The 22,258-nt window shown below is 66.8% G+C and carries 21 protein-coding genes; 6 read left to right on the top strand and 15 right to left on the bottom strand.

Annotation, left to right across the window (positions count from 1 at the left end; translation table 11 throughout):
* The 3 genes from QZ847_RS06715 to QZ847_RS06705 form a co-directional block, all read right to left on the bottom strand.
* Nucleotides 1-407, bottom strand: a 407-nt coding sequence (locus tag QZ847_RS06715; RefSeq protein WP_294354592.1) for a F0F1 ATP synthase subunit gamma, incomplete at its 3' end; no start/stop codon positions are given.
* A 137-nt stretch (nt 408-544) separates the two neighbouring features.
* Nucleotides 545-2,074 carry a F0F1 ATP synthase subunit alpha gene (atpA, locus tag QZ847_RS06710; protein ID WP_294354590.1) on the bottom strand — a complete coding sequence of 510 codons (1,530 nt, stop codon included), beginning with the start codon at nt 2,072-2,074 and terminating at the stop codon, nt 545-547.
* 3 nt (nt 2,075-2,077) lie between these two features.
* Nucleotides 2,078-2,647, bottom strand: coding sequence for a F0F1 ATP synthase subunit delta (locus QZ847_RS06705; RefSeq protein ID WP_294354588.1), 570 nt, complete (start codon nt 2,645-2,647; stop codon nt 2,078-2,080).
* Between the two features lie 299 nt (nt 2,648-2,946).
* Between QZ847_RS06705 and QZ847_RS06700 the strand changes: the two genes are divergently transcribed.
* Both QZ847_RS06700 and QZ847_RS06695 read left to right on the top strand, forming a co-directional pair.
* Nucleotides 2,947-4,461 (top strand): CpaF family protein, encoded by a 1,515-nt coding sequence (locus tag QZ847_RS06700; protein ID WP_294190034.1) that lies wholly within the window; start codon nt 2,947-2,949, stop codon nt 4,459-4,461.
* Nucleotides 4,462-4,560: 99 nt separating this feature from the next.
* Nucleotides 4,561-5,745, top strand: a complete 1,185-nt coding sequence (locus QZ847_RS06695; RefSeq protein WP_294354585.1) for an aspartyl protease family protein — start codon at nt 4,561-4,563, stop codon at nt 5,743-5,745.
* Here the strand turns inward: QZ847_RS06695 and QZ847_RS06690 are convergent.
* Nucleotides 5,742-5,963 (bottom strand): hypothetical protein, encoded by a 222-nt coding sequence (locus QZ847_RS06690; RefSeq protein WP_093003959.1) that lies wholly within the window; start codon nt 5,961-5,963, stop codon nt 5,742-5,744. The two genes, QZ847_RS06695 and QZ847_RS06690, sit on opposite strands and share 4 nt — an antisense overlap.
* Before the next feature lie 39 nt (nt 5,964-6,002).
* Here QZ847_RS06690 and QZ847_RS06685 point away from each other — a divergent pair, with 39 nt between their 5' ends.
* Nucleotides 6,003-6,812 carry a methyltransferase gene (locus tag QZ847_RS06685; protein ID WP_294354581.1) on the top strand — a complete coding sequence of 270 codons (810 nt, stop codon included), beginning with the start codon at nt 6,003-6,005 and terminating at the stop codon, nt 6,810-6,812.
* Nucleotides 6,813-6,844: 32 nt separating this feature from the next.
* Here QZ847_RS06685 and phaR read toward each other — a convergent pair whose 3' ends face one another.
* The 6 genes from phaR to QZ847_RS06655 all read right to left on the bottom strand — a co-directional run bounded on the left by phaR (nt 6,845) and on the right by QZ847_RS06655 (nt 13,078).
* Complete coding sequence (gene phaR / locus QZ847_RS06680) at nt 6,845-7,393, bottom strand: polyhydroxyalkanoate synthesis repressor PhaR (RefSeq protein ID WP_294190038.1); 549 nt, start codon at nt 7,391-7,393, stop codon at nt 6,845-6,847.
* Between the two features lie 92 nt (nt 7,394-7,485).
* A complete protein-coding gene (alr, locus tag QZ847_RS06675; protein WP_294354578.1) occupies nt 7,486-8,529 on the bottom strand; it encodes an alanine racemase in 1,044 nt (347 codons plus the stop codon).
* 57 nt (nt 8,530-8,586) lie between these two features.
* Entirely contained in the window at nt 8,587-10,188 is a 1,602-nt protein-coding gene (locus QZ847_RS06670; RefSeq protein ID WP_294354575.1) for an MFS transporter, read from the bottom strand.
* A gap of 70 nt (nt 10,189-10,258) precedes the next feature.
* Nucleotides 10,259-11,272: an inorganic phosphate transporter gene (locus QZ847_RS06665; protein WP_294354574.1), complete on the bottom strand. Its 1,014-nt coding sequence runs from the start codon at nt 11,270-11,272 to the stop codon at nt 10,259-10,261.
* Between the two features lie 18 nt (nt 11,273-11,290).
* The gene (locus QZ847_RS06660; protein ID WP_294354571.1) at nt 11,291-12,400 is read right to left on the bottom strand and encodes a DUF47 family protein; all 1,110 of its coding nucleotides are present in this window, start codon (nt 12,398-12,400) and stop codon (nt 11,291-11,293) included.
* A gap of 156 nt (nt 12,401-12,556) precedes the next feature.
* A complete protein-coding gene (locus QZ847_RS06655) occupies nt 12,557-13,078 on the bottom strand; it encodes a ferritin-like domain-containing protein (protein WP_294354568.1) in 522 nt (173 codons plus the stop codon).
* 187 nt (nt 13,079-13,265) lie between these two features.
* Here QZ847_RS06655 and QZ847_RS06650 point away from each other — a divergent pair, with 187 nt between their 5' ends.
* A complete protein-coding gene (locus QZ847_RS06650) occupies nt 13,266-14,618 on the top strand; it encodes a cation:proton antiporter (protein WP_294354563.1) in 1,353 nt (450 codons plus the stop codon).
* A gap of 3 nt (nt 14,619-14,621) precedes the next feature.
* On the opposite strand, the gene QZ847_RS06645 is transcribed toward QZ847_RS06650, so the two are convergent.
* The 5 genes from QZ847_RS06645 to QZ847_RS06625 are packed head-to-tail and all read right to left on the bottom strand — an operon-like array spanning nt 14,622 to nt 18,801.
* Nucleotides 14,622-14,966, bottom strand: coding sequence for a cytochrome C nitrite reductase (locus QZ847_RS06645; protein WP_294354561.1), 345 nt, complete (start codon nt 14,964-14,966; stop codon nt 14,622-14,624).
* Complete coding sequence (locus tag QZ847_RS06640) at nt 14,963-16,192, bottom strand: molybdopterin-dependent oxidoreductase (RefSeq protein WP_294354558.1); 1,230 nt, start codon at nt 16,190-16,192, stop codon at nt 14,963-14,965. The genes QZ847_RS06645 and QZ847_RS06640 overlap by 4 nt, the downstream gene beginning before the upstream one ends.
* A complete protein-coding gene (locus QZ847_RS06635) occupies nt 16,173-16,760 on the bottom strand; it encodes an NADPH-dependent FMN reductase (protein ID WP_294354556.1) in 588 nt (195 codons plus the stop codon). Before QZ847_RS06635 ends, QZ847_RS06640 begins: the two co-directional genes overlap by 20 nt.
* Nucleotides 16,761-16,786: 26 nt before the next feature.
* Complete coding sequence (locus QZ847_RS06630; protein ID WP_294354554.1) at nt 16,787-17,857, bottom strand: LLM class flavin-dependent oxidoreductase; 1,071 nt, start codon at nt 17,855-17,857, stop codon at nt 16,787-16,789.
* Nucleotides 17,858-17,892: 35 nt separating this feature from the next.
* A complete protein-coding gene (locus tag QZ847_RS06625; RefSeq protein WP_294354552.1) occupies nt 17,893-18,801 on the bottom strand; it encodes an aldo/keto reductase in 909 nt (302 codons plus the stop codon).
* A gap of 54 nt (nt 18,802-18,855) precedes the next feature.
* On the opposite strand from QZ847_RS06625, the gene QZ847_RS06620 reads away from it, so the two are divergent.
* Entirely contained in the window at nt 18,856-19,932 is a 1,077-nt protein-coding gene (locus QZ847_RS06620; protein WP_294354549.1) for a Gfo/Idh/MocA family oxidoreductase, read from the top strand.
* Between the two features lie 78 nt (nt 19,933-20,010).
* Nucleotides 20,011-22,258, top strand: a 2,248-nt coding sequence (locus tag QZ847_RS06615; protein ID WP_294354547.1) for a TonB-dependent receptor, incomplete at its 3' end; no start/stop codon positions are given.

Raw genomic sequence — 22,258 nt, 5'->3', positions numbered from 1 at the left:
GCGACGATCCCGGTCGGGTAGAAGCGCTTCATCACGCGCCCCTTCTTGCCGGCGATATAGAAGCGCACGGTCTTGCCCGCCGCTTCCAGCTCCTCGGCCTTGCGGCGCGCGGCGCGGACGATGTTGGTGTTGAACGCTCCCGCCAGGCCGCGCTCGGAGGTGGCGACCACCAGCAGGTGCACCTGGTCCTTGCCGGTGCCCGCCAGCAGCGGCGACGCGCCGACGCCGACCGTCCGCGCGAGGCTGGCGACGACGCCCTCCAGCCGCTCGGCATAGGGGCGCCCGGCGACCGCCGCTTCCTGCGCACGGCGCAGCTTGGCGGCGGCGACCATCTTCATCGCCTTGGTGATCTTCTGCGTCGACTTCACCGAGCCGATGCGGATCTTGAGGGCCTTGAGACTTGCCATTTGGGTCCTTCTTCTCCCTCTCCCCGCCGGGGAGAGGGCCGGGGTGAGGGGCCAGGGCCTCGCAGAGAGGACGGTCTCGGTGAGACACCAGCCCCTCACCCAACCCTCTCCCCAGCAGGGAGAGGGCTAAATGCCTGTTAAGCGAACGTCTTCGCGAACTGCGCGAGCGCGTCCTTCAGCTTGGCCTCGATGTCCTTGCCCAACTCGCGGCTGTCGCGGATCGCGGTCAACACGTCGGCGTGGTCGGAGCGCATGAAGCTGAGCATCGCCGCTTCGTAGCGGTTGACGTCGGCGACCGGCACGTTGTCGATGAAGCCGTTGGTGCCGGCGTAGATCGAGACGGTCTGCTCCTCGAACGGCATCGGGCTGAACTGCGCCTGCTTCAGCAGCTCGGTCAGCCGCGCGCCGCGGTTCAGCAGCTTCTGGGTCGAGGCGTCGAGGTCCGAGCCGAACTGCGCGAACGCCGCCATCTCGCGATACTGCGCCAGCTCCAACTTGATCGAGCCCGACACCTTCTTCATCGCCTTGGTCTGCGCGGCGCCACCGACGCGGCTGACCGACAGGCCGACGTTGATCGCGGGGCGGACGCCGGCGAAGAACAGGTCGGTTTCGAGGAAGATCTGGCCGTCGGTGATCGAGATCACGTTGGTCGGAATGTAGGCTGACACGTCGCCCGCCTGCGTCTCGATGATCGGCAGCGCGGTCAGCGAGCCGGCGCCGTTCGCCTCGTTCATCTTCGCCGCACGCTCGAGCAGGCGCGAGTGGAGATAGAACACGTCGCCCGGATATGCCTCACGGCCCGGCGGACGGCGCAGCAGCAACGACATCTGGCGGTAGGCGACCGCCTGCTTCGACAGGTCGTCGAACACGATGACGGCGTGCATGCCGTTGTCGCGGAAATACTCGCCCATCGCGGTGCCGGTGTAGGGCGCGAGGAACTGGAGCGGCGCGGGGTCCGAGGCAGTCGCGGCAATGACGATGGAATATTCCATCGCGCCATTCTCCTCCAGCGTGCGGACGAGCTGCGCGACGGTCGAACGCTTCTGACCGACCGCGACGTAGACGCAGTACAGCTTCTTCGACTCGTCGGTACCGGCGTTCGCCTGCTTCTGGTTGATGAAGGTGTCGATCGCGATCGCCGACTTGCCGGTTTGACGGTCACCGATGATCAGCTCGCGCTGACCACGGCCAACCGGAACCAGCGCGTCGATCGCCTTGAGACCCGTCTGCACCGGCTCATGCACCGACTTGCGCGGGATGATGCCGGGAGCCTTGACCTCGACGCGGCTGCGCTGCTCCGACACAATCGGACCCTTGCCGTCGATCGGGTTGCCGAGGCCGTCGACGACGCGCCCGAGCAGGCCCTTGCCGACGGGCACGTCGACGATGGTGCCGGTGCGGCGAACGGTGTCGCCTTCCTTGATCTCCGAGTCCGAGCCGAACAGCACGACGCCGACGTTGTCGGCCTCGAGGTTCAGCGCCATGCCCTGCACGCCGTTGGCGAATTCGACCATCTCGCCCGCCTGGACGTTGTCGAGGCCGTAGATGCGCGCGATGCCGTCGCCGACCGACAGCACCTGGCCGGTCTCGCTGACCTGGGCCTCGGTACCGAAATTGGCGATCTGATCCTTGATGACGCGGGAGATTTCAGCGGCGCGGATGTCCATTACTCAGCCTTTCATCGCGCTGGCGAGCGCATTCAAACGGGTACGGATCGACGAGTCGATCATCTGGGAACCGATGCGAACCACGAGGCCGCCGAGCAGGTCGGGATCGACCGACAGGTCGACCGACACCTCGCGACCGACGCGGGTGCGCAGCTGCTGCTTCAACTCGGCGACCTGATCGTCGGAGAGCGGGTGCGCGCTCGTCACCTCGGCGGTCGTCTCGCCGCGGTGGCGCGCGGCGAGCTGACGATAGGCGCGGATGATCGCGGGCAGCTGTCCCAGGCGGCGGTTCTCGGCGAGGACGCCGAGGAAGTTCTTGGTCGTCTGGTCGACGCCGAGTTCGTCGGCGGTGGCGAGCAAGGCCTTCGCCGCCTCACCGCGCGCGACGAGCGGCGACGAGGTCAGCGCGCGGAAGTCGGCCGACTGATCGAGCGCGTCGCGGACGCGCGACAGGCTCTGCTCGACCTCGTTGACCGTGCGCGCATCGACCGCGAGATCGAACAAAGCGGTGGCGTAGCGTCCGCCCAGGCTCGCCTGGATGCTGCTACCGTGTGTGCCGCTGGAACTATCCACGCGATCCGAATTCCTTGCCTAACAATGGCGGCGTCGAAGAAAATCGGCCGCCGGAGGATTTTTCCCCGAGCGAACGGATGGCGCGCGAACGGCACCTCGCAAGGGTTGGCGGGCGGGTAGCATCGGTCCCTCCGATTGACAACCGGGGACGCGTACCCGCGTGAAACGTTGATGAACGCGAGATGATCCCGCTGTCATGATCGCCGACTGCTGTCGCGAAGGCTGAACGAGGCATTAGGTAAATCGCAAGCCTTGCCGCGCTACCCCGGTCTCCAAGAACCGTTAAGGATCGTGGTGGAATGAACGCGTTCGGGCGTCGTAACAATATCGGTGGTGCAGCGGCGCGGCCTGGCTTCGGCGTTGCGCGCCCGATGCAGGGCGGCGGGTTCCAGAAGCCCGAACCCGCGGGCGAGCAGTTCCCCGCGCTCGACACGCTGACGCTGCCCACAGCGGAAGAGTCGCTCGTTCCCGCCTCGCAGCTCGACGCGATGCAGCGGCTGGCCGACCGGCAGGCGGCGTCGGGCGAGGCAGGCTCCAGCCGGGTCGAGGGATTCGAGGCATCGATCCACCGCATCAAGGAGCAGGTGCTGCCGCGCCTGCTCGAACGCGTCGATCCTGAAGCGGCGGCGACGCTCGGCAAGGACGAGCTGGCGGAAGAATTCCGTCCGATCATCGGCGAGGTGCTGGCCGAGCTGCGGCTGACGCTCAACCGGCGCGAGCAGTTCGCGCTGGAGAAGGTGCTGGTCGACGAGCTGCTCGGGCTCGGACCGCTCGAGGAGCTGCTGGCGGACGCCGACATCAGCGACATCATGGTCAACGGGCCCGACCAGACCTTCGTCGAGCGCAAGGGCAAGCTGGAGCTCGCGCAGATTCAGTTCCGCGACGAGGAGCATCTGTTTCAGATCGCGCAGCGCATCTGCAATTCGGTTGGTCGTCGCGTCGACCAGACCACCCCGCTCGCCGACGCGCGTTTGAAGGACGGTAGCCGCGTCAACGTGATCGTCCCGCCGCTGAGCCTCAAGGGCACGGCGATCTCGATCCGTAAGTTTTCCGCCAAGCCGATCACGCTCGACATGATGGCTGGGTTCGGCAGCATGAGCCCGAAGATGGCGACCGCGCTGAAGATCGCTGGTGCATGCCGGTTCAACGTCATCATCTCGGGCGGCACCGGCTCGGGCAAGACGACGATGCTGAATGCCTTGTCCAAGATGATCGATCCCGGCGAGCGCGTGCTGACGATCGAGGACGCGGCCGAGCTTCGGTTGCAGCAGCCGCACTGGCTGCCGCTGGAAACGCGCCCCGCCAACCTCGAAGGCCAGGGTGAGATCAGCATCCGCGACCTCGTGAAGAACGCACTGCGTATGCGCCCGGATCGCATCATCCTGGGCGAAATTCGTGGGTCCGAGTGTTTCGACATGCTCGCGGCGATGAACACCGGCCACGACGGATCGATGTGTACGCTCCACTCCAACTCACCGCGCGAAGCGCTGGCGCGTATGGAGAACATGGTGATGATGTCGGACATCAAGGTGCCGAAGGAGGCGATCAGCCGGCAGATCGCCGACAGTGTCGACATGATCATCCAGGTCAAGCGCCTGCGCGACGGCAGCCGTCGTGTCACCAACATCACCGAGGTGATCGGGATGGAAGGCCCCGTCATCGTGACGCAGGAATTGTTCAAGTTCGAGTATCTGGACGAGAGCGCCGACGGTAAGATCATCGGCGAATATCGTGCGATGGGACTTCGTCCGTATACGATCGACAAGGCCAAGCAGTTCGGGTTCGACCAGGCCTTCCTGGAAGCCTGCCTGTAAGAGGCGCGTTCGTAAGAGGCCTGTTTGTAAGAGGCGTGTTTGTAAGAGGCTGGGCGAAACAGGCGTGACCCGCGCCGCAGGCGCGCTACAACGCCGCCCGTGTCGATCCTTCTCGCCCTCGCCGTCGCACTCGCCCCCGTGGCGGCAGCGCCTACCACTGCCGATTTCGACAACGGCGCGCAGACGCTGTCGCCCGACCACGAGACACGCTGGATCCCGTTCGAGTTCACGCCGGGCAATCAGATCCGTTTCGTCATGGCGCTGGAAGGAAAACCGGTCAGCGCGATTCTGGATACGGGCGTCAGCTACTCGGTGCTCGCGAAGCGCTACGCCGAGGCGCAACATCTGCGCGTGCGCGGCGACGCCAAGGCGGACGTGATCGGCGGATCGGTGCCGGTCGGCTGGATCGCGACGCGCATGCTGGCGATCGGCGGCCTCAGGCGCGAGGGCGGCCGGCTGGTCGTCGCCGACCTGCCCGCCGCGGCAACCGGAAGCGCGACCGCGGTCGACCTGCTCGTCGGCCGCGACCTGACCGCGGGCTACGCGCTCGACATCGATTATGCCGGGCGCCGCTTCCGCTTCCTGCGCTCGGGACGAACGCCGTTCGCGGGCACCTCATCGCCGTTGTCGATCGCACCCGAGCGGCTGGTGTACGTGAGCTCGGTCGTGCTGGGCGGCGCGGAGCTGCGCCCGATGGTGGTCGATACCGGCGACGGCTCGGCGATCACGCTGAGCAAGGCCGGCTGGAACACCGCGCAAATGTCGAGCCGCGCCACCACCACGACCGTGTCGTTCGGGCTCGCCGGGCCGGTCGTCAGCGAGGTCGCGATCGTGCCGCAGCTGGTCGTGGGCAAAACGATCGCGAAGAACGTCGAGGTGCGCGTCGAGCCGAGCGGCGGCTTCTCCGACAAGATTGGGGTCGCGGGGCGGATCGGTTCGGGTTTCCTGCAGAACTACCGCGTGCTGCTCGATCCCACCGCCGGGCAGATGCTGCTGTCACCGGGTCCGGGCGCGGACCAGCCGCCGCTCAGGTCGACGAGCGGACTTCTGCTGGGCATCGCGCGGGATCGGCTGAAAGTACTCCACGTCATGCGCGGGGGACCCGCCGCGGCGGCGGGATGGCGCGACGGCGACCTGATCTGCCGCGTCGACGGACAGGCGATCACGCCCGCCTACGCGACCAGCCCGCTCGCGCGCTGGACCGCCGGGGCGCCGGGGCGAATTGTGGCACTCACCTTGTGCGACGGCACACAGCGGCGACTGACGCTCGCCAACTTCTACTAGCCCTTCGCCACCAGCAGCAGCGCGACCGCGAGCAGGATTAGCGCGAGCATCTGCACGCCGCGCCAATCGAGCAGCCCGACCGCGTCAGGATCGACGCGCCTTGCACGACGACGCTCGCGCCACGCAGCGAACAGCACGAGTAGTAGCGCGAGGATTGCGACAATCCCCGCGCCAACCTGCACGTCGCTTGCATCGCTCAGCACTTGTGTCGCGTCCATCGCTCGTCCAGCCTGCACGCATCAATCCCAGGAGGTTCGATGCCCCGTTCCACATTCCTTGCCCAACCCGCACTCGCGCTGGCCGCGACGCTCGCGCTCAGCGTCGGGGTGCACGCCGCCACCGCGCCCAAGGTCGATCCCGCCATTGCACGCGCCGTCGCCGACACGTCACGCAGTGAAGCCGACCGCGCGCGCGATCGCTACCGCCACCCGGCCGAGACGCTCGCCTTCTTCGGTGTGACGCCGGCGAAGAAGGTCGTCGAGTACAACCCGAGCGGCGGCTGGTACAGCCAGATCCTGGCGCGGGTGCCCGCGAACGGCGGCAGCTACACCGCGCTCGTCACCTCGGCGAAGGCGGCGGATGGTGCGCGGCAGATGCTGGCGACGAAGTCGCTGACCGGCAGTGTGGCGACGGTCGACCCCGCCACGGGCACGTCGACCGTGCCGGCGAACAGCCAGGACGTGGTGCTGACATTCCGCAACGTCCACAATCTGACGATGGCGGGCGGGCAATCGGCCGCGAACGTGTTCAAGGCATGGTTCACGATGCTCAAGCCCGGCGGCACGCTCGGCATCGTCGACCACCGGCTACCCGAGCAGGCCGACGCCGCGCGCGAACGCGAGAGCGGTTACCTGAAGGTGTCGACGATCCGCCGGCTGGCGGAAAACGCCGGGTTCAAGCTGGCGGGCACGTCGGAGGTGAACGCCAATCCGAGGGACGACACAAACCATCCCAAGGGCGTATGGACGCTGCCGCCGACCTATGCCGCCGGCGACGCCGACCGCGCGAAATATGCAGCCATCGGCGAGAGCGACCGCATGACGCTGCGCTTCGTCAAGCCGCGCTGAACGAGAGTGCGGTGAGCGGCCACGCCGGCCGCTTACCGCACCAGCTTCTCGACCTTGTCCTGAAGCTTGGCGAGTTCAGCCTTCAATGCCGCGATCTCGTCATCCTTTGAAGCGGTCGACGTGGCCGGCGCCGGCTTGGCTGCCGAGGTAAAGGCATTCGCCGCCGCCTCGAACATTTCCATGTTGCGCTTGGCGATCTCGGCGAACGGGGAGCCGGCAAAAGCGCCCTCGACCGCGGTCTTGAACTCGGACTGATTGCGGTGGAAGCTGTCCATCGACGCCTCGAGGTAGCCCGGCACCATCGCCTGCATCGAATCGCCGTAGAGCGCGATCAGTTGCCTGAGGAACGGCACCGGCAGCATCGTCTGCCCGCGGCTCTCTTCCTCCATGATGATCTGCGTCAGGACATTGTGCGTGATGTCCTCGTCGGTCTTGGCGTCGAGCACCTTGAAGTCGCGACCCGCGCGCGTCATCGCCGCCAGGTGGTCGAGCGTGATGTAGGACGAGCTCTCGGTATTGTAGAGCCGGCGATTGGCGTATTTCTTGATGATGACGGTGCCGTCGGTACGCTGCTTCTTCATCCTCGCCTCGCCTCTTCGTTATGGAACGGAGGCTATCGCACCGCGTGACGCGCTGCAACACGGCCGCTGTGCTGCGCAGCAAAGGCCGCGGATCAGCCGTGCCAGTGACGATCGAAGCGTTGCCCTAGGCCCGTTACCAGTTCGTACTGGCTCATTCCCGACGCCTTTGCCGCGCGCGGGAGATCGGGATCAAAAGCGATCCAGTCGCCTTCCGCGACGTCGGCATCGCTCACGTCGAGCGCGACGAGGTCCATCGACACGCGCCCGATCACCGGCAACACGGCGTCACCGGCGAAGGCGCGACCGGTGTCGGAGAAGCCGCGCCAGTAACCGTCGGCGTAACCCAGATTGACGATCGCCACCTGCGTATCGGCCGGCGCGGTCCAGGTGGCATTGTAGCCGACCGTCTCGCCCGCGCGCACCGCGCGACGCTGCAGCACCTCCGCCTCGATCCGCACGACCGGTTGGATCACATCTGCGAGCGCCGCCACGGGTGCGCCGCCGTAGAGCGCGAGGCCTGGGCGGGTGAGATCGAAGTGGTAATCGCTGCCGAGCGTGATCCCGGCCGAGTTGGCGAGGCTCATCCGCTTCGCACTCGTTCGCCCGGCGAGTGCCGCGAAACGCGCGCGCTGCTGTTCGTTCATCGCGCTGTCCTCGTCGGCGCAGGCGAGATGGCTGATCAGCGTGTCGATCGTGAGATGGTCGAGCAAGCCGTCGGCAACGTCGCCCGGCGACACGCCCAAGCGGTTCATGCCGGTGTCGACCATCACGTCGCACGCGCCGCCACCGGCGTCGCGCCAGCGCTGCACCTGCGCGGGCGTGTTGAGCACCGGGCGCGCGGCGAGCGTGCGCGCTGCCGCCATGTCCGCGTCGCGTACGCCGTGAAGCACCGACAAGGTCGCACCCGCGTCCGCCAGCCCGGCGTCGGCGAGCGCCAGCGCCTCGTTCCACGACGACACGAAGAAGTCGCGGCACCCAGCGGCGAGCAGGCGCGCGACGACGGCGTGCGCGCCGAGGCCGTAGCCGTCCGCCTTGACCGCCGCGCCACATGCCGCGGCTCCGCTAAGGTTGGAGAGCGCGCGCCAGTTCGCCGCGAGCGCGGCGCCGTCGAGGGAGAGGCGTTGCGGAGCGGTCATGGGTGAGAACGTCGACGCGGGGCGATCATCCGCGCCGCCCTAAAGCCTCGCACGCGATCACGCCACCGTATCGGTCGCTCCGCGCGTCTCCTTCAGGCCGAACAGCGTGACGAGCAGCGCGAGCAGCGTGATACCCCAGGTATACCACAACCCCGAATAGGGATCCCCGGTCTTCGCGACGATGTACTGGCTGATGAACGGCAGGAATCCGCCGAAATAGCCGGTGCCGAGATGGTACGGGATCGACAGCGACGAGTAGCGGATCGCGGGCGGGAACATCTCGGCCAAAAGCGCCGCGACGGGGCCGTAGGTGATGCCCGACAGCATCGACATGGCGAGGATCGCGAGGAGTATCAGCGCGATATTGCCGGCACTTGGCCGCACCTTGGCGAGATCGTATCCCGCCGCGCCGAGCGCCGCGTCGAGGCCGGCGGGCGAGGTGTCCGCGACCAGGGTGTCGCCGATCGTCACCTGCGTCTGCGTGGCGCTCCGCGTCGTGTAGGGCACGCCTTTCTTCGACAGCGTATCGAGCAGCTTGCCGCACGCGGTCGCCTGTTGCTTGTCGAAGGGGCTGTAGCGGCAGTCCGCGCCCGAGACGACAACGGGGTTGGCCGCTGCCGCGCGGGCGAGCTCCGGGTTGGCCGCCGCGCCGATCGTCCAGAAGATCGGGAACAGCAGCGCGAGTGTCAGCACGTAGCCGACCACGATCGGCTTCTTGCGCCCGACCTTGTCGCTGACATGGCCGAAAAGTAGGAACCAGCCGGTGCCCATCAGCACGCCGAACCCGGTGATGAGCTGCGCGGTGGTTTCCTCGACGCGCATCGTTGTCTGCAGGAACGACAGCACGGTGAACATCGCGGTGTACCAGATCACGGTCAGCCCCGCGGCGATGCCGAACAGCGCGACGACCATGCGGCGGATGTTGCCGGGGTAGGTGAAGCTTTCCTTGAGCGGATTGACCGCGCGCTCGCCCGCGGCGCGCATCTTCTGAAAGACCGGGCTTTCCGACAGCTTGAGCCGCATCCACAAGGATACGGCGAGCAGCAGCAGCGAGAACAGGAACGGCAGCCGCCAGCCCCACGCCTCCCACGCCGCGCCGGGCACCAGCGCCTTGAACAGGAGGATGACGGCGAGGCTTAGGATGAAGCCGCCGACGACGCCCGCCTGGATGAAGCTGGTGTAGAAGCCCGAGCGGCCCGGCGGGGAGTGTTCCGCGACGTAGATCGCGGCGCCACCATACTCGCCGCCGAGTGCGAGGCCTTGCGCGATACGGAGCAGCAGCACGATCGCGGGCGCGGCGTAGCCGATCGTGGCGGCGGACGGGGTCAGCCCGACGCCCGCGGTGGCGATGCCCATCAGCGTGATGGTGACGAGAAAGGTGTATTTGCGCCCGAGCCGGTCGCCGAGATAGCCGAACAGCGCTGCACCCAGCGGGCGAAAACCGAAGCCGACCGCGAATCCTGCCCAGGCGAGCAGGGTCTGCACCGTCTCGTTGCCGGCGGGAAAAAAGGCGCGGCCGATGATCCCCGAGGCGGCGAGCGTGCCGTAGATGAAGAAATCGTACCACTCGAAGACGGTGCCGAGCGCGGAGGCGGAAATGACGAGCCGGATATCGCCGTGGCTCGGCGCTTCTTCCCCGTCGATCACTGCTGCGGCCATGTGCCTGTCCTCCCCTTCCCCGTGTCATGTCGCGAGGAAGGGTCGAGGGCAAGCAGTCAGAACAGCCCGATCAGAACAGGCGCGTCAGGCCGTAGAAGAGCGCGCCGACCGCGGCGGACGCGGGAATGGTGATGACCCAGGCGATCACCACGCTCTGCGCCACGCCCCAGCGAACCGCGGACGCGCGGCGCGCGGTGCCGGCACCGATGATCGCACCGGTGATCGTGTGCGTGGTCGACACCGGGATGCCGAGCGCGGAGGCGGTGAACAGCACGATCGATCCCGCGAGCGAGGAGGAAAAGCCCTGGTGCTGCGACAGCTTGGTGATGCGCGAGCCCATTGTCTCGATGATTTTCCACCCGCCCGTCATCGTGCCCAATGCGATCGCGACGTAGCAGCTGATCGCGACCCAGTGCGGCACCTCGAACGGACCCGACAGCCGCCCGGTCGAGTAGAGCAGCACGGTGATGATCCCCATCGTCTTCTGCGCGTCGTTCAACCCGTGGCTAAGCGAGTAGGCGGCAGACGACAGGAGGTGGAGCGCGCGAAAGCTCCGCTCGGCCTGGACCGAAGTCGAGCGGCGGAACGCCCAGCTGGAGAGCAGCATGACCAGCATGGCAAGGATCATGCCGAGCAGCGGCGACAGCACGATCGCGAGCACGGTCTTGTTGAGCCCGCCCCATTGTATGCCGCCGATCCCGGCATGCGCGACGCCCGCGCCGATCAGCCCGCCGACGAGCGCGTGGCTGCTCGACGAGGGGATGCCGCGCAGCCAGGTGACGATGTTCCAGAACATCGCGCCGCCCAGCGCACCGAAGATGACCGCGGGGGTGACGACATCCTTGTCGATCAAGTTCTTGCCGATCGTCTCTGCCACCGCGTGGAGGCTGGGAAACATGATCGTCAGGAAGTAAGCCGCGAAGTTGAAGACCGCGGCGAACAGCACCGCCTTTACCGGCGACAAGAGCCGGGTCGCGACCACGGTGGCGATCGAATTGGCGGCGTCGTGGAGGCCGTTCAAATAGTCGAAGGCGAGCGCGACGGCGATCAGGCCGACGAGCAGCGGAAAGGCGAGTTCGTGCATGGTGAGCGCAGCCGACGATCAGGCGTGATCGATGACGATGCCGTCGATCTCGTCGGCGACATCCTCGAACGCGTCGACGATGCGCTCCAGGTGCTTGTAGAGCTCGCGCTCCACGACGAAGCGCAGCGTGTCGCTGGCGCCGTACTTCTGCAGCGAGCGCTTTAGGCCGGCCGCGTGGATCTCGTCGGCATGACCCTCGATGCGGATCACGCGCTCGGTCAGTTCGTGCAGGCGATCACCGTTGCGCGCCACGTCGCGCAGCAACGGGATCGCTTCGGCGGTAACGCGCGCGGCGTCGACGATGATCGCGGCCATGTCGCGCATCTCGGGCTCGAACATGTCGACGTCGTAGAGGTCCACCGCGTTGGCGAACGCCTGCATTTCATCGATCGTGTTGTCGAGCGCGCCGATCAGCGCGGTGATCGCGCCGCGGTCGAAGGGAGTGAGGAAGGTCGCACGTACGGTCTTCAGCACGTCGCGCGTGATCGCATCGGCATCGTGCTCGCGCTCGACGATCTCGCGGATATGCTCCTTGGCGGACGGCCCGCCTGCCAGCAGTCGCGCGGTTGCCTCCGCTCCGGCGAGAACGGTTGCGGTGTGCGCCTCGAACATTTCGAAGAAATTACCGGTCTTTGGCAGCAGCCGCTGAAACCACGCGAACATTGTACCCCACTTATGGTTGGTCCGATTCGCGGTGGCCCTAGCACCGGATTGTTGCACTGCAACGCGGAACTGCGACGGAGCGAAGGAGCGGATGAGTTCGCGCAAGTCGGGCTCGTCGACGCGCTCGGCAGCTTCGGCGAGCGAGAACCAGCGCCGCTCGCGCTCGCCCTGCTCCTTCCACGTCGGCAGCTCCTGCGTCACTGCGAGCGGGAAGACGTCGACGTCGATCATCAGCGACGCGCCGCTGCCGCGCCGCTTGCGATAGCGATAGGCACCGAGCGGCACCGGGCAGAGTGCGCCAGAGACGCCGGCTTCTTCCTCCGCCTCCTGTGCGGCGGCCTCGGGCAGCGAGCTGCCGGGGCCGATATTGCCCTTGGGGATCACCCAGCGTCCGGTACCGCGCGAGGTGACGAGCAGCACGCACACGCCCTCCCCGCCCGCGGCAGCGTCGATCCGGTACGGCAAGGCGGCGATCTGTCGAATGGAAACGGCCCCCGGTTTAGCGCATCGCCCACGCGATCGAACGGCGATCGCCGATGCGTGGCCCCACTTACAACGACGCCCCGGAGCCGTACAGTCCGGGGGCGTCGAGCGCGATGGTCGCAGGCTTCTGGCGGCGCGTCAGTGGCTGGCGGTGTCGTCCGCCGCACGACGCTGCACGTAAGCGAGCGTCAGTTCGGCGTTATGCACGTCGACCCAATTGGCCATCGACAATTCCTCGTCGAGTGAGGTGGTGAGCAGCGGCGTCGCCTGTGCGAAGCTGCCCGCGTCCACGAGCGTGATGAGCGATTTGTAGCTCGCCGCCTCGAAATTCTCGAACGCGAAATTTGCAAAGGTGTTCTTCAGGATCTCGTCTGGCGCGAAGACATGCGCGATCGCAGCGAGGTTGCCTGAAATCGATAGGCCGATGTCCTTCAGCGTCGAGTGCGTTTCGTTGAAGTTCGAAAGGATTTCCTCGAAGCGCTGGATCTGCTGCTCGGTCTCGCTGCGGTGCAGCCGCAGACGATCGGCGACCTGTGGATAATGGTCGAGGTGGTCGAGCTGGCGGTCGATTAGCGCGAGCGCCTGATGCTCGACGCCGTGGGCGTTCTTCAATCCAGTGACGAACACCGATTGAACGACGTCGGTCGGGTAGCTGGCCATGTGCTTGTGTCCGTTGGTAGGGTGCGGGTCACTCGTGCTCCGACCAAAGCGGTGTCGCGACCGCTGTTCCCCGGAAAATTGGCCTGATTGACGCAGGTTAGCCACTACCTGCGCCTGGACCTACGACGCTGCACCCCTTGCCACCGCGCCGCGATTATCGTTTCAGGCCGACGCAGGGGGAACGACGATGCCGGACGCACTGGAGAGTTTGTGGCGGACGCTGGGCGGCGTGCTGGGCGCACATGGAGCGGTGGTGGACGGCGCGGCTAGCTATGCGCCAGGTGACTACTCAATCCACTTTTTCCTGCAACTGGCCGTGATCCTGATCGCGTGTCGGGTCGTCGGCTGGGTCGGGCGCGTCGCACTCGGGCAGCCGCAAGTAGTCGGCGAGATGATCGCGGGTGTGGTGCTGGGACCATCGCTGCTGGGACTGATCGCGCCGGGATTGCAGGGCGCGATCTTTCCCAAGGAAACGAAGAACGTCCTATACGCCGGCGCGCAGCTGGGTGTCGGGCTGTACATGTTCCTGGTCGGCACGACGCTGAGGCTCGATCATTTCGGGTCCAAGGCGCGCAGTGCCTCGGTCGTCTCGCTCGCGGGGATCTCAGCCCCCTTCGCGGTGGCGGTCGTGCTGACACCCTGGCTGCTCGGCGCGCCCGGGCTGTTCGCCGCGGGGATCAGCCAGTTCAACGCGACGCTGTTCCTCGGCGCATGCATCGCACTGACCGCGTTTCCGATGCTGGCGCGGATCATCAACGAACGCGGACTGGCCGACTCGGCGCTCGGCACGCTCTCGCTGACCGCTGGCGCGTTCGACGATGCGGTGTCGTGGTGCGTGCTGGCGATCGTGCTGGCGACGTTCGGCGGCGGCGCTGGTGTCGCGATCCTGGCGATCGGCGGCGGGGTCGCATGGGGGGCGCTGGTGCTGCTGTTCGGGCCGCGGTTGCTGGCGCCCCTGGCGCGCGCGGTGGAGCGCAGCGGAGAATTGTTGCCGCCGCTGCTTGCCGTCGTGCTGATCGCCTTCTGCCTGTCGGCGTTCCTAATGGACGCGGTCGGCATCCACGCGATCTTCGGCGGGTTCATCATGGGCGTGGTCATGCCGCGAGGCCGACTGACCGACGAAATCCGCGCCAAGATCGAGCCGCTGACCGTGGTGCTGCTGCTGCCGATGTTCTTTACCTATTCCGGGCTCAACACGCGGCTGGATGCGGTCAGTTCGCCGGCGCTGCTGCTTGTTGCAGTCGTGATCCTGGCGGCGTCGGTGCTGGCGAAGGGCGGCGCCTGCTACCTCGCGGCGCGGTTGGCGGGTGAGGACAATCGCACCGCGCTCGGCATCGGCGCGCTGATGAATTCGCGCGGGTTAATGGAGCTGATCATCATCAACATCGGGCTGCAGAAGGGTATCATCGGCCCGACGCTGTTCGCGATGCTGGTGCTGATGGCGATCGTGACGACGATGATGGCGAGCCCGCTGTTCGAGTGGGTCTATGGCCGGCACGGTCGCGCGAGTGGCGCGCTGAGCGAGATGCCGGCGCGGTAGCGTTCAGCGCGCGGATGTCGTGCCCTGAAGCGTCACCAGCGCGGCGACGATCGCGGGCTCGTCTGCGGGGCTGATGGGGGCATGATAGGCTTCGCGCATCTTGGTGACGGTCGCCTGCCACTTGTCGGCAGTCAGTGGCGGCTGTCGTGTGAGGAAATCGGGCGAGTGGCAGGCGGTGCAATGCTGCGACAGTGTCGTGCCCGCCGGCGTGTCGGGCACCGCGGTGGTTTCAGCGGACAGCGTGATGCTGACCGGCTGGAACGCGCCGGTCGGCTTCGCGAGCGGCGCGTCGGGCTCGGCCGAGCAGCCGGCGAGCAGCACCGTTGCGGTGAGGATCGCGACCCTCACGCGGCCGTCACCGCGACCGAGGCGATCTGGCTGCGCATGTAGCCGCCGGGGTTCCAGATCGCGTCCATCGATTGCGCCTGTCCGTCGGCGTTGGTGCAGCGCGCCCACAGGCGGTAGCCGCCCGGCCGTAGCCCGCCGATGGTAGCCTCCCACAAACGAAAGCCGTATTTGCCCTGGTCAGGGCCGAGGTGCGCTGCGTGCCACGTTTTTCCTGCGTCCATCGACAGGTCGACGCGCGCGATACCGCTCGCCCCGCCCATCGCGAGGCCGCGGACGTAGAAGGGATCGTTCGCCACCACCTTGGTCGCGCGGTCGACGTTGGTGAAGAAGGCGCGCGGCGTCATGCGGTTGATCGGGACGGTCGGGAAATCCTTCGCGCCCGGCTGCACACCCGCGTCCGGCGTGGCCGGTATCTTGTACGCCTTCGCCATCCAGTAATTGTCGTCTTCGCCCGTCAGCACCTCGATCCGGTCGAGCGCCTTGACCCAGTAGGTCGAGTACCAGCCGGGCACGATCAGGCGGATCGGATAGCCGTTGAGCATCGGCAGCGGCGCGCCGTTCATGGCAAGCGCGATCATCACCTCACCGTCGCGTGCGTGGTCCACGCTGAGCGACTTGGCGAACCACGGCGCGCCGGGCGGCGGACGGTCGAGCCCGGAGACGCGCACGTTCGCCGCGCCGGGTGCGACGCCGGCGAGGTCGAGCACGTCGCGCAGGCGAACTCCGCTCCACAGCGCATTGCCGATCGCGCCGTCGCCCCATTGTGCGCCGGGCACGCGCGGGCTGAACAAAGCGCGCGAATTGCCCGAACATTGGTTTACCGCCGCGATCTCGACGCGGGGCAATCTGGCGAGGTCGGCGAGCATCAGCGCGAGCGGGCGTCGCACCGCGCCGCCGACGCGCAGGCGAAAGGTCGCGGGGTCGACCATGGTCGGGATGTCCTGATAATGCCAGCGCACGAAGAAGCGGTCGTTGGGCGTGAACACCTCCCCGTCCATCGCGCTCAGCGGTGTTTCGAGTAGCGGCGCGCGCTCGCGCAGCACGATCATGCTGCTTTTCTGCGGCCAGTCGTCCGAGAGCTGGCGCGTGCCGCCTGCGAAGCCGAGGTCGACCTGCTGCGCCGCCGCGCCGGTCGCCAACCCCGCGCCGCCCAGCCCCAGCAGCGCCAAAGCTTCGCGACGATCGGGGCGGCGATCAGGCCCCCGATCAGGCCAGCGCGGCAGCATCGTGCACCACCAGCGGCGCGAAGCGCGCGACCTGCCGCCCGACGAGGCGGAGCTGCTCGACCACCGCGGCGTCGCTCGCGCCGCCTTCGTCGTCGAACTTGGTCACCTGGCTATTGATCGCGGCGGCGAACGGCGTCGGCCAGCCGCGCAGCGCGTGGACGATCGAGCGCAGCGCCGCGATCGTCGAGCCGGTTGCCTGCCAGCCGTAGGCGGTCGCGATCAACCCGACCGGCACGTCGGCGAGGTAGGGACGTTCGGCATCACGTGCGGTCTCCTCCAGCAGGTCGAGCGCGTTCTTGACCACGCCCGAAATGCTGCCGTGATAGCCGGGACTGGCGATGATGATTGCCGAGGCGCGGCGCACGGCGGCGACGAACGCCTGTTCCTCGGGCGTGCGGCTGGTCGCCTTGGGATCGTAGAGCGGCAGTCGCGCGAGTGCCTCTCCGCCGAACAGCTGCGTGCAGAACCGCTGCTCGCCCGCGGCGTCGAGCGCTATTCGGAGCGCGCGTTCGGTCGAGGACAGCCCGCCGATCGTGCCGCCGATCCCGACCACCAATGGCTTGTCCATGCTGCCGTCCCCTCCCCAGCCGTGTGTCACAGCGGCGCGTGGTCGATCCGCGGCAGCACGTGCCGTGCGAACAGGTCCGCCTCCGCCGCGTGCGGATAGCCCGACAGGATGAAGGCGTCGATTCCCATGTCGCGGTACATCGCGAGCTTGGCGAGAACCTGATCGGGGTCGCCGACGATCGCCGCGCCGCAACCCGAACGTGCGCGGCCGACGCCGGTCCAGAGGTTCTCCTCGGCATAACCATCGTCCGAGGCGTTCTCGCGCAATGCGGCCTGCGCGGCGACACCCATCGAGGTGGCGTCGAGCGACTTGGCCCGGATCTGCGCGCCCTCCGCAGCGTCGAGCTTGGACAGCAGCCGGTCGGCGTAGCCGCGCGCCTCGCTCTCGCTATCGCGAACGATGACGTGCGCGCGGTAGCCGAACTTGAGCGTGCGGCCGTAGCTGGCTGCGCGCTTCGTCATGTCGGCGATAATTTCGGCGACCTTCTCCTTGGTGTCTGGCCACATCAGGTACACGTCGCAGGCACGCGCGGCGGCGTCGCGCGCGTCGGGGGAAAGGCCGCCGAAATAGAGCGGCGGTGCCTTGCCGGAGAAGGTCTTCACGCCCGCGGGATCGAGGTCGAGGTTCCAGAACTCGCCCTGATGGCTCAGATGCTCGCCGTTCAAGAGCGTCTTGAGGATCTGCATCGCCTCGACCGTGCGCTGGTAGCGCGGGGCGGAGGCAAGCTTCTCGCCCGGCAGGTCGGAGGAGATGATGTTGATCTTCAACCGCCCGCGCGCGATCTGGTCGATCGTCGCGATCTGCCGCGCGAGCTGCGGCGGCCAGCTTTCACCGACGCGCACCGCCATCAGCAGGTGGATATTACGCGTGAGCGTCGCGATCGCGGCGGCGAAGGCGGTGGTGTCGATGCCGAGCGCGTAGCCCGAGGGGAGCAGGATGTTGTCGAACCCGCCGGTCTCCGCCCCGAGCACGATGTCGCGGCAATGCTCCCAGGACGATTTGAGCTTCGGATCGGGCACGCCCAGGAATTCGTAATCGTCGTCGCAAAGCGCCGAGAACCATGAAATCTCGCATGACCCACGCGTGGAATCGCTCACAATCCTCTCCCCTCTCGTTCGTTATCTTGTCTCGGTTACGGCAGCCGCTCGCCGCGCGCGGCGACGAGCACGTCGTACCAATCCTGACGCGACCAGCTGACCTTGAAGGCGTCGGCGAGTTCGGCGATGCGCGCGGTGTTCTGCGTGCCGACGATGGGGATGATCCGCGCCGGGTGCGCCATGATCCAGCTGTAGGTCGCGGCGGCGCGGCTGACGCCGAAGCGAGTCGCGACGGTGTCGAGTGCGTCGGCCACCTCCTGCTCGCGCGCATTTCCCGGCGTGCCGATGCGCCCACCGCCGAGCGGGGACCAGGCGAGCACCGCCAGGTCCATCTCCATCGCCTGATCGATCAGACCGTTGGTCAGCGGATCAAGGAACAGCGGCGAATATTCTGGCTGCTGCGAGGCGAGTGGGACCGACAGGAACGAGGCGAGCACGCGGGTCTGATCGGCGGTGTAGTTCGACACGCCGACCGCGCGGACCTTGCCCGACGACACCATGTCGTCGAGCGCGCGGGCGACCTCCTGCGGGTGCGCGAGAATGTCGGGCCGGTGAATCTGGTAGAGATCGACCGAGTCGACCTTCATTCGGCGTAGCGAATCGTCGAGCGACTTGGTCAGATACGCCGTGCTCGAATTGTACGGCACCGGCGGAGTGATGCCGCCCTTGGTCGCAAGCACCATGCGGTCGCGCAGGCCCGGTGTCTCGGCGAACACCTCACCCAGCAGCGACTCGGCGTCGCCGAACCCACCACTGCCGTCGAAGCCGTAGATGTCGGCGGTGTCGAACAGCGTGACGCCGGCGTCGAACGCCGCCTCGATCAGCGCGCGCCCCTCTGAGGAAGAGACGCTGGCGAAGCGCCACATCCCCCATGCGATCGGGCTGACAGTTAATCCGCTCTTGCCGAGAGGACGTGGTTCGGGTGATAGAGTGATTTCAGACATCGTTGTCATACGTACGGCGGCGAGTGGAGAGGAGCAAGGGCTTTGGAAGGGCAAGTGCGTTACGGCCTCGTCGGCACCGGCATGATGGGGGTCGAGCATCTCAACAATCTGGCGATCACGCCGGGCGCAGTAGTGACCGCGATCGCCGACCCGACCGAGCGCTCGCTCGGCTGGGCGAAGAAGGCGCTGGGCGACCGCGCCGAAGGCGTGAAGGCGTTCGGCTCTTCCGCCGAGCTCGCGAAGAGCGGGCTGGTCGACGCGGTGATCGTTGCGAGCCCGAACTACACGCACCGCGACGTGCTGACGCCGTTGTTCGGCGAGGGGCTGGCGATCCTGTGCGAGAAGCCGCTCGCAACGACGATTCCGGATGCGCGCTGGGTGGTCGAGCAGGCCGAGGCGAGCGCGCGGCCGTTCTGGACCGCGATGGAATATCGCTACATGCCGCCGGCGGCTGAGTTCATCGCGCAGGTGCACGCCGGACGCGTCGGCGTACTCAAGATGCTGTCGATTCGCGAGCACCGCTTCCCATTTTTGGAGAAGGTCGCCGACTGGAACCGCTTCAGCGCGAACACCGGCGGCACGATGGTGGAGAAATGCTGCCACTTCTTCGACCTGATGCGGCTGATCACGCAGTCGGAGGCAGTGCGGGTTTATTGCTCGGGTGCGATGGACGTGAACCACCTCGACGAGTCCTATGATGGCCGCACGCCCGACATCATCGACAACAGCTTCACGACGGTCGATTTCGCCAATGGCGTACGCGCGATGCTCGACCTGTCGATGTTCGCCGACGGCGCGACCAACCAGGAGGAGATCACCGCGGTCGGCGACAAGGCGCGGCTCGACGTGCTGATCCCCGACGGCGAAATCGTCTATTCGCCGCGTGTCGGGTTCATGAAACCGAAGCAGGTCGAGCGCAGCATTGTCCACGTCGACGAGACCGCGCTGAACGCGGGCAGCCACCACGGTTCGACCTTCTACGAGCATCAGCGCTTCAACGCCGCAGTCCGCGGCGAAGGCGCGGTCGAGGTCAGTGCGCGCGACGGGTTGATGGCGGTCGCGATCGGCACCGCGGCCGAGATCAGCGCGCGCGAGCACCGCGTCGTCGAGATGAGCGAACTGGGTTTCTAGCCACCAAAGACAATCTTTCAGTGACAGCGTTGACCTAAATCTCCAGCGAGAGAGTAGGTTTTAGGGAGGGACGAGACGATGAAGACGATGTTGATTTCAGGGACCGCGTGGCTGGCGCTGATGGCGGCGCCCGCACTTGCGCAGACGCAAACGGGCACGCCCGAGACGACGACCGGCACCGGCAGCGCCACGACCGCCGCCGACGTTGGCAGCGACACTGCGACGCAGAGCGCGGCGAACGAGCCCGGTGATATCATCGTCACCGCGCAGAAGCGTTCGGAGCGATTGCAGGACGTGCCGATCGCGGTATCGGTGCTGTCGGGCGACGCGATCGCGGCAAAGGGCGCGGTCAACCTGGAAGGCGCGCAGTACCTCGTCCCCACGCTCAACTTCCGCAAATCGGGCACCGCGATCAACCAGTCGTTGTTCCTGCGCGGCGTCGGTACATCGACCTTCTCGATCGCGGGCGAGCCGTCGATCTCCACGGTCGTCGACGGCGTCGTCTACAGCCGCGCGGGCGAGGCGTTCAGCGATCTGATCGACATCGACCGGCTGGAGGTGCTGCGCGGGCCGCAGGGGACGCTGTTCGGCAAGAACACTTCGGCGGGCGTCATCAACATCGTCACCAAGCGCCCGGGCAAGGATTTCGGCGGCTTCATCGACGGCGGCTATTATTTCGGCAACGGCAACGAATACCGCGTCCGCGGCGCACTCGACTTGCCGCTAGCCACCGGCATCGCCGCGCGCGTGACCGGTTTCTACGGCAATTACGACGGCAACATCCGTAACAACGCCTATGGCGGGCGCCGCGTCAACGGCTACGATCACTGGGGCGTGCGCGGGATGGTCGTTGCCGATCCGACGCCCGACCTGACGATCACGATCATCGGCGATTATCGCGAGTCGAACGACGATTGCTGCGCCGAGGTGATCGGCACCGGCCCGACCTCCGCCAGCGCAACCACCAACGCGCAGGTCAACGGCTTCATCAACTCGGGCGTGCTGCCGACACCGCAAGGTGACCGCACGCGGCGGATCAACCAGGATCTAATCACGCACACCGACGAGAAGAGCTGGGGCGTGTCAGGTCAGGCCGACTGGACGCTCGGCACGCAGACGGTCACCTACATCGGGTCGTACCGCGAGTATGACAACACCGAGATCCGTGACGGTGACTGGCTGCCGCGCGCCTATACGACGTTCAACCAGCTGCATGACGTCGGGCCGCAGACGTCAAACACGATCACGCAGGAATTGCGGCTGACCAGCCCGTCGAACCAGTTCTTCTCCTACGTGCTGGGCGCGTTCTATTCGCGCGCGGAGACGACGCGGACGTTCACGCGCAACGACCTGGTTTGCACCCCTGCCCCGACGGTACCAGTACCGTGCTCGACACCCGGGCTGACCGTCACGCGCCCGACCGGCACTGCGGTGTTCGGGTCGGTGTTCAAGAACCTCGCCTTCTTCGGACAGGGTACGCTCAATTTCACCGATCGCCTGCGCGGCATCGTGGGCGTGCGCTACACCACCGACCAGCTGGACGTATCGCACATCCGTCGCACCGCGCTAACGGGGCCGGGCATCTCGCCCAATTTCGACCAGGGCGTGTACAATGAATATCTGCGACTGGTGCGCGCCGGCGTGTCGCCCGTGACCGCGGCGACGCAGGCGGTGCCGGCGTCGAACGGCGTTCCCTTCACCGCCAAGACGACCAACGACAATTGGTCAGGCCGCGTCGGTTTGCAGTACGATATCGTGCGGCAATCGACTGCCTACGCGACCTATTCGCGCGGGTATAAGGGGCCGGCGTTCAACATCTTCTACAATCTGACCGGCACGGGCACCAACGTGATCCAGCCGGAGACGGCCGACAGCTACGAAGTGGGACTGAAGAACACGCTGTTCGGCGGCAAGCTGGTGATCAATCTGGCGGGCTATTATGCCAAATATTACAACTTCCAGGCGAACAACCCCGACGTGATCGAAGGCGTGGTCGTCACGCGCTTCACCAATGCGGGGCAGATCTCGACGCGCGGTGGTGAGCTGGACGTCTTGTTCCAGCCGGTGCGCGACCTGTCGTTCTCGGGCGGGCTTGCCTACACCGACGCGCATATCGACCAGTTCCGCGTACCCGCCAACGGCGTGACGACGGGCGTGATCCCGAACGGCACCACGCTCGCCTACGCGCCGAAGTGGAAGGGCTCGCTCGGCGCCGACTATCGTCTGCGCACCGGTGGGCCGATCGACGTCGCGCTGGGTGCGCAAGGGTCGTACCAGTCGAAGCAGCTGTCGCAGCTCGACGCCAGCGCCGCCGTGCGCGATGCGA

It is taken from the genome of uncultured Sphingomonas sp. (assembly GCF_913778135.1).
GTDB lineage: Bacteria > Pseudomonadota > Alphaproteobacteria > Sphingomonadales > Sphingomonadaceae > Sphingomonas.
The sequence above is the reverse complement of the archived record's forward strand: the minus strand, read 5'-3'. Positions and strand labels throughout refer to the sequence as shown.

What these genes read in the sequence shown, in the direction of transcription:
- QZ847_RS06700 (WP_294190034.1), top strand. Translation starts at nt 2,947, where the DNA reads ATGAACGCGTTCGGGCGTCGTAACAATATCGGTGGTGCAGCGGCGCGG.
- QZ847_RS06650 (WP_294354563.1), top strand. Translation starts at nt 13,266, where the DNA reads ATGCCGGACGCACTGGAGAGTTTGTGGCGGACGCTGGGCGGCGTGCTG.
- QZ847_RS06690 (WP_093003959.1), bottom strand. Translation starts at nt 5,963, where the DNA reads ATGGACGCGACACAAGTGCTGAGCGATGCAAGCGACGTGCAGGTTGGC.
- phaR (WP_294190038.1), bottom strand. Translation starts at nt 7,393, where the DNA reads ATGAAGAAGCAGCGTACCGACGGCACCGTCATCATCAAGAAATACGCC.
- QZ847_RS06625 (WP_294354552.1), bottom strand. Translation starts at nt 18,801, where the DNA reads ATGTCTGAAATCACTCTATCACCCGAACCACGTCCTCTCGGCAAGAGC.
- QZ847_RS06640 (WP_294354558.1), bottom strand. Translation starts at nt 16,192, where the DNA reads ATGCTGCCGCGCTGGCCTGATCGGGGGCCTGATCGCCGCCCCGATCGT.
- QZ847_RS06655 (WP_294354568.1), bottom strand. Translation starts at nt 13,078, where the DNA reads ATGGCCAGCTACCCGACCGACGTCGTTCAATCGGTGTTCGTCACTGGA.
- QZ847_RS06685 (WP_294354581.1), top strand. Translation starts at nt 6,003, where the DNA reads ATGCCCCGTTCCACATTCCTTGCCCAACCCGCACTCGCGCTGGCCGCG.
- atpA (WP_294354590.1), bottom strand. Translation starts at nt 2,074, where the DNA reads ATGGACATCCGCGCCGCTGAAATCTCCCGCGTCATCAAGGATCAGATC.
- QZ847_RS06670 (WP_294354575.1), bottom strand. Translation starts at nt 10,188, where the DNA reads ATGGCCGCAGCAGTGATCGACGGGGAAGAAGCGCCGAGCCACGGCGAT.
- QZ847_RS06635 (WP_294354556.1), bottom strand. Translation starts at nt 16,760, where the DNA reads ATGGACAAGCCATTGGTGGTCGGGATCGGCGGCACGATCGGCGGGCTG.
- alr (WP_294354578.1), bottom strand. Translation starts at nt 8,529, where the DNA reads ATGACCGCTCCGCAACGCCTCTCCCTCGACGGCGCCGCGCTCGCGGCG.
- QZ847_RS06665 (WP_294354574.1), bottom strand. Translation starts at nt 11,272, where the DNA reads ATGCACGAACTCGCCTTTCCGCTGCTCGTCGGCCTGATCGCCGTCGCG.